The 12934-nt window shown below is 37.7% G+C and carries 12 protein-coding genes, 1 pseudogene and 1 other annotated feature; of the genes and pseudogenes, 4 read left to right on the top strand and 9 right to left on the bottom strand.

Annotated features, from left to right (window positions below):
- Nucleotides 1-67: 67 nt before the first annotated feature.
- The 3 genes from ACS127_RS06055 to ACS127_RS06045 form a co-directional block, all read right to left on the bottom strand.
- Nucleotides 68-1063, bottom strand: coding sequence for a sensor histidine kinase (locus tag ACS127_RS06055; protein WP_440897530.1), 996 nt, complete (start codon nucleotides 1061-1063; stop codon nucleotides 68-70).
- A 1-nt stretch (nucleotide 1064) separates the two neighbouring features.
- Entirely contained in the window at nucleotides 1065-1745 is a 681-nt protein-coding gene (locus ACS127_RS06050) for a response regulator transcription factor (RefSeq protein WP_440897529.1), read from the bottom strand.
- A 257-nt stretch (nucleotides 1746-2002) separates the two neighbouring features.
- On the bottom strand, nucleotides 2003-2410 hold the full coding sequence (locus ACS127_RS06045; protein WP_440897528.1) for a GNAT family N-acetyltransferase: 408 nt from the start codon (nucleotides 2408-2410) through the stop codon (nucleotides 2003-2005).
- Between the two features lie 230 nt (nucleotides 2411-2640).
- On the opposite strand from ACS127_RS06045, the gene ACS127_RS06040 reads away from it, so the two are divergent.
- The 4 genes and pseudogenes from ACS127_RS06040 (at nucleotide 2641) to ACS127_RS06025 (ending at nucleotide 6818) form a co-directional block, all read left to right on the top strand.
- Nucleotides 2641-3987, top strand: a complete 1347-nt coding sequence (locus tag ACS127_RS06040; protein ID WP_440897527.1) for a cyclic 2,3-diphosphoglycerate synthase — start codon at nucleotides 2641-2643, stop codon at nucleotides 3985-3987.
- A gap of 296 nt (nucleotides 3988-4283) precedes the next feature.
- Nucleotides 4284-4495 (top strand): annotated as a pseudogene (locus ACS127_RS06035) (helix-turn-helix transcriptional regulator).
- 56 nt (nucleotides 4496-4551) lie between these two features.
- Complete coding sequence (locus tag ACS127_RS06030; protein WP_440897526.1) at nucleotides 4552-5028, top strand: hypothetical protein; 477 nt, start codon at nucleotides 4552-4554, stop codon at nucleotides 5026-5028.
- Between the two features lie 473 nt (nucleotides 5029-5501).
- Nucleotides 5502-6818: an IS1380 family transposase gene (locus ACS127_RS06025; protein WP_440898087.1), complete on the top strand. Its 1317-nt coding sequence runs from the start codon at nucleotides 5502-5504 to the stop codon at nucleotides 6816-6818.
- Nucleotides 6819-7018: 200 nt separating this feature from the next.
- On the opposite strand, the gene ACS127_RS06020 is transcribed toward ACS127_RS06025, so the two are convergent.
- The 6 genes from ACS127_RS06020 to ACS127_RS05995 form a co-directional block, all read right to left on the bottom strand.
- Nucleotides 7019-8209: a M20 family metallopeptidase gene (locus tag ACS127_RS06020; protein WP_440897525.1), complete on the bottom strand. Its 1191-nt coding sequence runs from the start codon at nucleotides 8207-8209 to the stop codon at nucleotides 7019-7021.
- A 73-nt stretch (nucleotides 8210-8282) separates the two neighbouring features.
- Nucleotides 8283-9158 (bottom strand): MetQ/NlpA family ABC transporter substrate-binding protein, encoded by an 876-nt coding sequence (locus ACS127_RS06015; RefSeq protein ID WP_440897524.1) that lies wholly within the window; start codon nucleotides 9156-9158, stop codon nucleotides 8283-8285.
- Nucleotides 9159-9200: 42 nt separating this feature from the next.
- Nucleotides 9201-9863, bottom strand: coding sequence for a methionine ABC transporter permease (locus tag ACS127_RS06010; protein WP_440897523.1), 663 nt, complete (start codon nucleotides 9861-9863; stop codon nucleotides 9201-9203).
- Nucleotides 9860-10879 carry a methionine ABC transporter ATP-binding protein gene (locus ACS127_RS06005; protein WP_440897522.1) on the bottom strand — a complete coding sequence of 340 codons (1020 nt, stop codon included), beginning with the start codon at nucleotides 10877-10879 and terminating at the stop codon, nucleotides 9860-9862. Before ACS127_RS06005 ends, ACS127_RS06010 begins: the two co-directional genes overlap by 4 nt.
- Nucleotides 10880-10950: 71 nt before the next feature.
- Nucleotides 10951-11220 (bottom strand) — a binding site (T-box leader).
- A gap of 214 nt (nucleotides 11221-11434) precedes the next feature.
- The gene (gene metK / locus ACS127_RS06000) at nucleotides 11435-12613 is read right to left on the bottom strand and encodes a methionine adenosyltransferase (protein ID WP_440897521.1); all 1179 of its coding nucleotides are present in this window, start codon (nucleotides 12611-12613) and stop codon (nucleotides 11435-11437) included.
- A gap of 11 nt (nucleotides 12614-12624) precedes the next feature.
- Complete coding sequence (locus ACS127_RS05995; RefSeq protein WP_440897520.1) at nucleotides 12625-12888, bottom strand: EutN/CcmL family microcompartment protein; 264 nt, start codon at nucleotides 12886-12888, stop codon at nucleotides 12625-12627.
- Nucleotides 12889-12934 lie beyond the last annotated feature (46 nt).

Here is a 12934-nt window from a genome sequence, read left to right as displayed (position 1 = left end):
GTGACTTTAAAGTGACAGTTTAGTCACTTAATATATTATGAAAAGCGAAATATCCTATCGTAGATGCTTATCTGTGGTAAAACTTGATTTGAAAAGTCGTCCCTTGACCCTGTTCACTTTTCACTTCAATATCTCCATGTTGGTTTGTGACAATACTATAAGCCATAGCTAATCCAATTCCGATGCTTTCCTCACTACCGCCTTTTCCTTTATAAAATCGATTAAAGATATAAGGGAGGTCTTCTTTAGGAATGCCTTTCCCGTTATCTACTATGACTATTTCTGTAAAAAGGACATTTTTAGAAAAGGATATTTCAATCTTACCCCCTTGTTGCGTATGTTCAACACAGTTTTTCAAGATATTGATCAAGGCTTCAACTGTCCAATTAAAATCACCGATAAAGGATACATTTTCCTCACCTTTGATAGAAATCGACTGTTCCTTAACATCAATCGGAATTAGAACCGGATCTAGTGCTTTTTGAATCAGCTCTTTAACGATGACCGGCTCCTGTTTAAATACTGTTGTTCCTGCATCAATTTTAGAAAGCTTTAATAAAGAGGACACAAGCCAATCAATTCGCTCAAGTTGGGTATGGATATTTTGGATAAACTCAATTCGTTTTAAATCAGGTAAGTCAACATCCTCTAATAAATCAGCCATTACCGTCATAGAGGTAAGGGGCGTCTTAAGCTGGTGTGAGATATCAGAAATTGCATCTGTGAGACGAACCTTGTCTTTTTGTAAGAGTAAGCTTTGCTCTGACAGCATCAACGTCACTTTATAAATATCATTTTTTAAAATACTTAGTTCCCCTTCATGATTATCACGAACGTCAAGGGAATAGTCACCATTACTGATTTTCTTTAAATAGTCTGAAAGTTTTTCTATTTCTCGGTACCTCCAGTGGGTAAATACAAAAACACAACTAATGAGTAACAAGGCCGTTAGTAATACAAGCATGACAGCTGCTGATGGAAATGTATAGACAGCTACAACAGATACCAAACCCACTGTACTCATCACGAGTAGTAAAATTCGAATCTCTCGATTACGCCACATATTAATCACCAACCCTGTAACCTAATCCACGAACTGTCTTAATCATTTCAGGTTTTTGCGGATTATCCTCTAATTTCTCCCGTAATCTTTTAATATAAACGGTTAACGTATTATCATTAACAAAATCCCCCGCCACATCCCAAATTTGCTCTAATAATTGACTTCTTGAAAGCACCTGTCCAAGGTGATTCGCAAAGATCAATAATAACCGATATTCTAAAGCCGTTAGCGTAACCTCTTCACCCTGTTTATAGACTTTACCTTCGAGTGTATTAATCTGCACATGAGAGATGTTGATTAAATTAGTTTGTGTCTGTTTTTGATAACGCCTCAATACGGACTTAATTCTTGATAGTAATTCACGAATCCGAAATGGCTTAGTAATATAGTCATCTGCCCCCATATCAAGTCCCATCACAACATTTACCTCTTCATCCATCGCTGTCAAAAAGATGACAGGAATATCACTCCGTTCTTTGACAATCTGACACAAATCATAACCACTGCCATCTGGGAGCCATAGATCAAATAAACATAAGGCAAATTGATCTAAATCTTCTGCCAGCACCTTTTTGGCTGAAGCCGCATCATAGCAAAGAACAGTTGAAAAGTGATCTTGTTGCAACGAGTATTCAAGACCTGACGCAATCGTCTTATCATCTTCCACAAGTAAAATTTTCATTTCGTCATCTCCTCGTGTTCACCCTTCCTTTTGAGCAAAAGTTCAAGTTTTATTTGTACTTAGAATCTTAACATTTTTATTTCGTTGAACAACCTTTTAAAACTGGAAATCAGAATAAACAACACACTTATACCTGCTTTAGTCGAATGATCAATTTGATCGAAAAAACAAGGCTTTTATCCTAAGATATAGGGTTAGGATTGTGATGACTTCTCTCATTGAAAATACTTTTTACTTTGCTAAAGTACAAGTTGTCATCAATCCCCACCAGCTTGCCTATTATAGTTTCTCAAAATCATACCATTTGTTCTCGTCATATTAAATTTTTCATAATAAGAAACAAGTTCATCATCACAACATAAATCGATCATATAGATATTCTCAAGCTCTTTTAACATCCGGTTTATTAATTCTTTACCAATACCTTGATTTTTGTATGCTGGTAACACTTCAAGTAGTGGAATATAAGCAGATAAAACACCATCACTTATTGCAGTTATAAAACCTACCACTTGATTTGGATCTTCATCGACTGCAATCACTACTTGACTACTGTTTTTCAGCAATTTAAGATGTGTTTGTGAATTTGGCGGATTAGGCCAATCAGTAAAAAAGCCTTTTAACATATCAGAAGAAATCCCATCTATAGAATTCTTATACCTCATCAAATATCAACTCCTAACTTTTAAAATAGATATGAGTTAAACAATCCACTCAATGGCCACTGTTTAACTGAATTTAACTCGTTTCTATCATGATACAACATTTTTAGTCTCAATATTATCCATTCACCTTATACACATCCTTTTTTAAATTTTTTTCAAAATCCTGTTGCATAATTATTCATAACAAAGTATAATTATAATAATTCATTTAAGTGACAGGAGAGATTCTAATGGATACAAAGAATATCATCATCATTGGCGCGGCTGGAAGAGACTTTCATAATTTTAATACGTATTATCGTGATAATCATGCTTATAATGTCGTTGCTTTTACAGCAGCACAAATTCCTGATATAGATGGACGTAAATATCCAAGTGAGCTGGCTGGTGATTTGTATCCAGCAGGCATTCCGATTTATTCTCAAGAACTTTTGCCAGAGTTGATTAAAGAACTCGAAGTGGATGAATGTGTATTTGCCTTCAGTGATATTGGTTATGAAGATGTGATGGGTATTAGTGCAATTGTCAATGCTGCGGGAGCTGATTTTAAATTACTGGGGCCTAATCACACCATGCTGAAAAGTAATAAACCGGTCATTTCAGTTACTGCTGTCAGAACAGGAACGGGTAAAAGTCAAACCTCGCGTAAAGTAATTGAAACTTTACTTGAACATGGCTTAAAGGTTGTTGCGATTCGACATCCAATGCCTTACGGTGACTTAACAGCACAGCGGGTCCAAAGATTCGCCACGATCGAAGACTTAGCGAAACATCAATGTACGATTGAGGAAATGGAAGAATACGAGCCACATGTAGCTAGAGGAAATATCATCTATGCTGGGGTAGATTATGAAGCTATTTTGGAAGCCGCTGAAAATGACCCAGATGGCTGTGACGTTATTGTTTGGGATGGCGGAAATAATGACTTCTCTTTTTATGAACCAGATTTAGCTATCACTGTATTGGACCCACATCGTCCAGGTCATGAGCTTAAATACTATCCTGGAGAAGTTTGTTTAAGAACAACAGATGTGGCGATTATTAATAAAGTGGATAGTGCCACTGCTGAAGCCATTCAAATTGTTGAAAATAATATTAAAGCTGTTAGTCCAATGAGCAAAATCATTAAAGCAGAATCAACCATTACCGTTGATAAACCTGAATTAATCAAAGGAAAACGAGTACTAGTTGTCGAAGATGGTCCAACATTAACTCATGGTGAAATGAAGATTGGTGCAGGAACAGTTGCTGCTAAACGTCTAGGTGCAACTGAAGTTGTTGATCCGAGCCCATATCTTGTTGGAAGTTTACAGGATACTTTCGAGACTTACCCACATATTGAAAACCTCCTTCCTGCTATGGGGTATGGGGAAAAACAATTAAAAGATTTAGAAGCAACCATTAATCAAGTAGATTGTGATGCGGTGATTATTGGTACACCAATTGATTTATCCCGGGTCATCTCTATTAATAAACCAACCACACGAATCAATTATGATTTAGATGAGGTTGACGGACCAAGTTTAGATACGGTATTAACTGAATTTATAAAGAAATATCAAGTTGAGCTTGTCTAACAAAACATTGCCGTTGCATAAAAAATAACGATCAAGAAGATTACTCTAGATCTGTTCGGCAAACTTGACACCGATCAAAAAAGTTTATCGAACGCTAGTGATAAAAAAATTTAGGCTAAGAGGAGATTGATGATATCTCCTCTTTTTTTGCTTTCTGTGTGATTAAATCATCCATTAATACCACAAATTGTAGTGTCTTTTCTTGACCATATTGTTAATTATAGTTTGCTTTATGTTAATAATAATTTACACTATGGATATAAAACTTGACACAACTTGCTGGAAGGGAGTTAAAGATGCTTCGAAATCGAGTGAAAGAGTTAAGGGCAAGACACGGCTTCTCTCAAACAACATTAGGGGATAGGGTAGGAGTAACAAGACAGACAATGGCTTTATTGAGAAAGGTGAGTTCTCACCTTCAATTGCACTATGTTTACGATTATCAAGAGAACTCCAAATACGTGTTGATGAATTATTTTGGCTGGAAGGAGAGGATTCAAATGAGTAAAAAGGACTGTCGAATAAAACTTCCATTATGGAATATTGCATTATGGGGTAATATTAATGATTTGGACTTATGGAGTTGGATACGCATTTGATATGTTAGCTAATAATTTTGAAGACACCATTATAGTCACAGCTAGTGGGACTGAAATAGATTGGCACCTTCCAGGATTACTATCCATTATAATTGGTACCTTTTTGTTGATAGTCTTCTTTATTGCCTATTTTTTAAAATTAAAACACCATAATGAAGAGAATCCTAGCCGTAAGTTAAGTGCTTTTACTTTCACAAAGCCAGGGGAATTTTTAAAAGATGATGAAATGCTTCAGCAAGTCAGTGAAAGTGTAACTAAAAAGATATATACCTTCTATTCTGGTATATTACCGTTATTAATACTGTTTATAATCCTTCTGCCTCTTAATCGTTATGTATACATCGTGATGATATTCATGATGTTAATCGTTCAAAATACTATCTATTATCTAGATATTAGAAAACTTTTATCTGGTGACTATAAAAGAGAACAATCAAAATAATAAGCACTAAAAGAGGATGTTCAAAAGATAAGACAGATATATTGGCTTTCTGCTTGTCACTGCTAATAGCTGTTATTCGAATTATACAGATAAGAAAGAAGTTCTAGAAATGTTTGATTCTTGTCTTATAACAGGTAAAACGGCAACCGTAAGATATGATGAGAACGGGTTCGTATTCGCTGAATGTGAAGCAGAATAAAAGTGGATGCAATTGAGTTAAGAGTAAAATTTGTGATTTGACGTATGAACCCATAGAAAAGAGTGAGCCAACTAGGCTCACTCTTTTGAAGTTAACCCTTAAATTGCATTTTTCTTATCTAATCCTGAATTATTCACAGAGAATTTTATATAATATCTAACTCCTTGTGTACCAAGGATTCCAGCTAAATTGACCGTTCACCTCATAAATGAAAAAAGAACCCATTTCTGTTACGGTTAAGTACCAACAAAAACCAACAGAAAGGGTTCTTCCAATGGCTACTTTACCGAAAATGACACTCGATTTCAACCGTCAAATCAAATTATCCAATAGTGGAGGTGAACTCTCCTCAGATACGGGTACTTTGTTATTTAGGGAGTTCGATGAAAAAATCGGTTTTTCCCATACATTAGCGAATTATCTACAGCTCAACGACGAAAGAAAGTACTATGTTCATTCCAATGAAGACTTGTTACATCAAAAGCTTTATCAAATCATCGCCGGTTACGCTGAGGACGATGCAGCCGATCAATTGACTCATGATCCTGTTTTCACACAACTCCTAGAAAAAGATGCTTTAGCTTCTCAACCCAGTTTGTCACGCTTTTATGATCGGTTTGATCCCCAATCGATCGAACAATTACATCGAGCTAACCAGGAACTTTTAGATAAAGTCCATCAATATAGAGAGTCCGAGGCACTGATCTTTGATTTGGATTCGACCCATGCGGATACATACGGTGACCAAGAATCAACGGCTTTCAATACCCATTACGGCACCGTCGGTTTTCACCCTTTGGTTGCTTTTGATGGTGTCACAGGCGATTTTCTGAAGGCTAAGCTCCGTCCAGGCAATGTCTACACGTCCAAGGGTGTTGTGGATTTTGTGAAACCTCTCATCGCCCATTACAATGATAAGTTTCCGGAGACAACCCCATTCCTGCGTGGGGACAGTGGTTTTGCGGTTCCAGAACTGTACGAACTATGTGAAGCCGAATCCGTCTATTACGTGATTCGCTTGAAATCCAATCCCAACCTGCAGCGGTTGGCTGATGAGCTTCAACCTTCCACTTTTCCGTCCGATATGACAAGGACGGAATGTCACTTTTTAGAAACGGAATATCAGGCGAAGTCATGGTCTAAACCAAGGAAAGTGATTATCCAATCCGTTCGCCCGGCGGGCGAATTGTTTTTTACACATTCGTTCTTCGTCACAAACCTTACAAGCGCTTTTGCGCCTAAGGAAATTGTCCGATCTTACCAAAAAAGAGGCACCATGGAAAACTTTATCAAGGAAGCGAAAGACGGATTCGACCTGGATAGAATGAGCAGTCATTCCTTCCAGGCCAACGAAGCGAGGATGGTGCTCAGTCTGCTTGCGTATAACTTGACCAACTGGATGCGTAGCCTATGTTTTCCGGAGGAACAGAAAAGCATGCAGATTCAGACCATACGTACCAGAGTGATTAAGGTTGCATGCAAATTGGTCAAATCTGGGCGCTCCCTTTATTTCAAGCTATCGTCCAGTTTTGTCTATCAAGCATTTTTCTGGAAAGTTCTCCAGCGGATCCAAGCGTTAAAGCTGGAGTGAGAAACGACGTTCAAATATACCGTATTTTCAAAAACTTATTTACAGACCAAGGGAGACGTGTGTCCAAAAATCAGGATTTTACGGTGATGGTGACTTTACCCTTTCATCATTCTTGGAATGACCCTCACATTTTAGTAACCCAAGCAAATAATCATTGGATTTGATATCCAATTAAGTTCTCGCTTTGAGGTATGAATAATTCAGGCTAATGAATTTTGGTGGTCTTTTTTCACTTCTTCTAATAAAGTTGTATCTGTTAAAAGTCGATAGCCTGTTGTCGCAAGTGCCTTGGCTCCCGTAATGATGGCTTGATCGCCAAGCTCTGATTTGGCTGCTTCTTTAAATTCAACAGTATGTCCTGCCAGATCATCTGGGCCAATTTTGATATGACCATGTGCTGTTGGAACCTCGTAGCTAATATTACCTGCATCTGTTGATCCTTTTCCTTTTCGCTTTTCTCTGACGACAACCTCGCCAACTTCCGTTAATTCTTCACCAAGTACTTCATCTAAAATAGGGGTAAGCACTAAGTCTTTTACTTCATTTTGGAATCGTTCAATCTTTACCTTAGTGCCTGTTGCAAGGGCTGCTCCTTCTGCAATGGCACGAACCTTATCTGATGTTTCAACGGTTTTCTTCCATGATTCCGCTCGAATGTAGAAACGAGCTGATGCAAAATCAGGAATAACATTAGGCATATCTCCACCATGGGTAATAATACCATGAATACGAGTATCCTCCGCAAGCTGTTGGCGGAGTGCATTGATGCCATTAAATAATTGAATGACTGCATCAAGCGCATTGACGCCCAGATGCGGTGCACCAGAGGCATGAGCTGTTTTGCCATAGAATTTAAAGTCGAGTGGATCAACAGCTAGCGATTCTGGAGTCAACCCAGTTTTCCCACCTGGATGTAACATCAATGCTACATCGACATCTTTAAGATAACCTTTATTCGCAAAGCTCCCTTTCGCACTTCCGTTTGGTCCGCCCTCTTCTGCTGGCGTACCCAAAACAGCGACTCGACCTCCCGTTTCATCGAGTACTTTTGATAAAGCAATACCTGCTGCAACGCTCGTTGTACCGATAATATTATGACCACACGCATGACCGATACCTGCTAGCGCATCGTACTCAGCAAGGTATGCAATCGTCGGCCCCGGTTTGCCACTGTCTTTAATAGCAAAAAAGGCTGTTTCATGACCAGCAACTCCTTTATCAACTTTAAAGCCAGCATTTGTTAGGTTCTCAATATGCAATCCACTTGCGAAAAACTCCTCATTTCCGATTTCTGGCTTATCATGAATATCATGACTCGTTTTAATATAAAGCTCTTTATTTTCTTCGATTGATTGAAATAGAATATCTTTTGCCTCTTTAATATTTGTCATTGTCGTTCCTCCTATTTTTTTAATATTTGAAACATTTTGAAAATTACTTTGTTAACATTCTAGTATTTAAAGATTACTCACCATTCTTTAAGTCAGTAAATACTTTTTCAATTTCTTCATCGGTTAACTCAAGAAGATAGGATCCACTGTTTGTATCTTCTAAAATAGCCTCTGCAATATCATCTTCTTGGTAAAGCTCAACAATTCTTTTATATACTTCATTATCCTTGTCCTCTTCTCTAGCTGCGATTAAATTTACATAAGGATAAATACTTTCATCATCAGATGTTTCTCTAAAAATAGGATCATCGGCTGGACTGAAACCTGCTTGACCTGCGACACCATTATTAATAACTGCTGCTGCAACATCTGGAAGGACACGTGGCGTCTGTTGCGCCGTCATCGGTACAATATCTAAATTTAATGGATTTTCAGTGATTTTAGTTGGATCTCCGAATAAGCCAAAGTCATCCGCAAGTGTAATCAATTCTGCATTTTCTAGTAAACGAAGGGCTCTTGCTTGATTAGATGCATCATCTGGAATAGCAATTCTATCACCCTCTTGAATTTCAGAGATATCAGTAATATTTTCTGAATAGATCCCTAATGGAGCAAACATCGTTGAGCCAATCGGATACAACTCATTTCCACTTTCTACAACATACTGAGCAAGAAAAGAGAAATGTTGGAAGGCATTTAGATCAACATCGCCTTGTGCTAATGCATTATTTGGCAAGATATAGTCGGAAAACTCAACTAATTCAATTTCAATCCCCTCTTCTGCGGCTTTGTCCTGCAAGATGGGCCATTGAGCTCCATCCACACCATTCACACCGATTGATACCTGTATTGGTTCATCAGTTTGTCCGTCTGCCTCTCCAGTTGCATCACCACAAGCTGCTAAAAATAATAGCGTAATCAAGCTGAATAGAATACTAATCCTTTTCATTTTTTAATCGTCTCCTTTTTCATTTTTATATTTTGTTAGCCATTAGCGTCGCATTATTTTTTTCGAAATTTTATTTCCCAGCCATTGTGCCGTTTGTACTAGAATAATTAAAATGGCGACAGTGACGAGCATCACACTTCCATCAAAACGCTGATAACCATATGTCATCGCAATATAACCTAAACCACCGCCACCAACTGTACCAGCAACAGCTGAAAAGTCGATCAAACTTATGGTCATAAAGGTTAGCCCAAGAATAAGTGGTCCAAGTGCTTCAGGGATTAATACCGTAAAAATAATTCTAATTGGGCTCGCTCCCATTGCCTGTGCCGCTTCAATAACACCATGATCAATACTAACTAAATTGTTTTCAACAATTCTTGCGATCGAAAATGAAGCAACAATGGTCATTGGAAAGATCGCTGCAACCGTTCCAATCGTTGTTCCCATCACCTGACGAGTCAATGGTGAAATAGCGGTGATAAAAATAAGAAATGGAATGGGTCGAATGAGATTGATAAATAAATTTAATATTTGAAAGATATATTTATTTTCCAAAATATTTTTTTCTCTTGTTACATAGAGCAATAATCCGATCATCACACCTAAGATAGAACCAAAAATGAGTGTCGCTGCGACCATGAATAGTGTTTCACCTGTTGCCTCAACAATTCGGGGCCAAAATGTTGTCCAATCTACATTCATCTTAATTTAACCTCCTTAATGTCTACCCGTGCATCGAGCTCTTCTAATACTTTTTGTTTATTCATTTCACTCCCTACAAATGAGATGATTAGATTTCCAAAAAGCCTTTCTTGTAATTCTTGCACGGAGCCGTAAACAATATTGAATCCAACATCATACTGTTTGGTCACCGTTGATAGGACAGGATCAACAGCAACCGATCCTTTGAAAATAACCCGATAAAGCTTACCACCATTCGTTGCCTGCCAATCTTGCAAAATTGAAGGAGATGGCAGATCCTGTTGGACGGATTGAATAAAGCGTTGTGTTGTTAAATGTTGTGGACTTGTAAAGACATCAAACACTTCCCCTTTTTCTATGACACGCCCATCTTCCATGACCGCTACTTTATCGCAAATGGATTGAATCACGTGCATCTCATGAGTGATGAGAAGAATTGTAATACCAAGCTCTTGATTTACTTTCTTAAGCAATTTTAAAATTTCTTGTGTGGTATCTGGATCAAGTGCTGATGTAGCTTCATCACAGATTAGAACTTCTGGTGATGAGGCAAGTGCACGAGCGATCCCTACCCGTTGTTTTTGCCCTCCAGAAAGCTGCTCTGGATAATCTTTTGCTTTATCTGTTAAACCCACAAATGCAAGCAATTCAGCAACACGCTCTTTGATTTCAGCTTTTTTATAGCCAGCTACTTTAAGCGGATAAGCAATATTTCCTGACACACTACGGGATGTTAATAGATTAAAGTTTTGAAAAATCATCCCGATATTGCTTCGTTGTTTTCGTAGTTCTTTCGCTGATAGTTTGCTAATATCAATATCACGAATAAAAATTGATCCCTCTGTCGGACGTTCAAGCATATTAACTAGACGAAGCAAAGTACTTTTACCAGCCCCACTAAAACCTATAATTCCGAAAATATCTCCTTGATTAACTTGCAAGGACACATCCTGTACCGCATTAATCTCTCTTTTTCCAAGTATGAAAGTCTTAGACACATTCTTAAATTCAATCAATTTGCTAACCTCCAGTTCTGAATAACTCTATTTTTAAACCATTAAAAAACGCCCTTACTGTTCCAAAGAACAATAAGGGCGTTGAATACATGATCAACACGGTACCACCTTAGTTTACTATTTGTTTACACAAATAGCCTCATAAGTACTCCACCCGAAGGTTTTTATACTTTGGTAGGGATAACGAGTACCAAATCTCGACGTTACCTACTAACACAAAGTGTTTTCAGCACGCAGCTCCAAGGCCATTTTCAGCATCTGCACTTTTGCTTCTTTTCAGCTACCGAAGCTCTCTGTTCGAAAAATGCTCAATACTTACTTTCCCTCATCACAGCTTTTATAAAGTGTTTATTCTGTTTCACTATCATAACATCAATGACTTAATGAATGATAGTATAAATAAAACTAAAGCTTTCATCATAAAGACTTAATAGTATGATTACTCGCCTCACCATAAATGATCTGGTGATAAACCAAACTTTTCTGAAAATTGATTAATTGCAATTATAAGTGACCTTAAAAACAAATGCAAGCTTTTTTTAAAAAAATATTTTATTAGCTGATTCTTGTGATAATTTGTTCAGCTAAAAAACGTAATAGATCAACTTGATCCGTTCTTTCCCAGGATAATGGCTCACATGCCTTAAAGTGACCATAAGTTGACGTCGATAAATAAATCGGTTTTTTTAAATCAAGCTGCTTGATCATTGCACTAGGTGAAAAATCAAATACTTCTTCAACAATTGTCGTTAAATAGGGCAACGGAAGTTTATGAGTTTCAAAAGTGTCGATAAAAATTGAAATGGGCTCAACCTGACCAATAGCATATGAAACAGCAATTTGACAGCGGTCAGCTAAATCAGCTGCTACTAAATTCTTAGCCACATACCTTGCCATGTACGCTGCTGAACGATCTACCTTTGTTGCATCTTTGCCGGAAAAAGCTCCTCCGCCATGGGGGATAACACCACCATAAGTATCTACGATAATTTTTCTTCCTGTTAGTCCTGTATCTGCTTTTGGACCACCTGAAACAAAGCGACCGCTTGGGTTAATTAATATTCTAGTTTTATTATTAATCAAATCTGGCATTATGACGGCTTCAATAACATCTCGTTTAATATCAGCAATTAATTGTTCCATACTTACCCACTCTTTATGCTGTGTTGAAATCACAATGTCTGTCACACCAATCAATTGATGAGCTTGATCATACTCAACAGTTACCTGAGCCTTTCCATCTGGTAGCAAGTAGGGTAATAAACCACTATGTCTTACTTCACTAAGTCTCCTGGTCAAGTGATGAGCCAAAGTAATGGATAATGGCATTAATTCTGAAGTTTCCCGACATGCATAACCATACATCATACCTTGATCACCAGCGCCAATCTCCTTATCCTCTGTCTGTGCGATGCCCTGATATATATCATCAGATTGTTGATTAATATTTTTTACGATCCAACAGTGATCAGCATCTATACCTATTTCCTGAGATGTATAACCCACTTGTTTTAATATTGCCCGGGCAATTTTTTCCTCGTTAACTTGAGCATGGCTCCATACTTCACCTGTAATAACCAATAAGCGGTTCGAGATCATACACTCTATCGCTACATGAGCCTCTGAATCTTTCGTTAAATAAGCATCTAAAATACCATCGGAAATTTGGTCACATAATTTATCCGGGTGACCCTCCGTGACTGATTCTGATGTCAAGCGGTAGGTTGTTCTCATGCCATTCTCCCCTATTCCTCTAATGAATCGATAATACCAACAATACTTGCATCGATTGGCGCTTCGCTTCGTTTACTAGCAATACGGGCTGAACTCCCTTGTGCAACTAATACATACTCTCCCCGTCCTGAACCAACTAAATCTACGGCTATTATCTCTTGCTTAGTAGGCTGATTATCTTGATTAACTAAAGTTACCCTCATCAACTTGAAACCCGTCAAGCTCTCTTCCTTTTTGGTTGAAACGATATTACCAACTACTTTTCCTATTAACATAGTAAGCACTCCTCATACAATATATTTAAATGGAAATTAATTTTTG

The organism is Amphibacillus sp. Q70, from assembly GCF_052055485.1.
Lineage (GTDB): Bacteria > Bacillota > Bacilli > Bacillales > Amphibacillaceae > Amphibacillus.
Note: the sequence above shows the minus strand (reverse complement) of the source record. Positions and strands in the feature narration are given on the sequence as shown.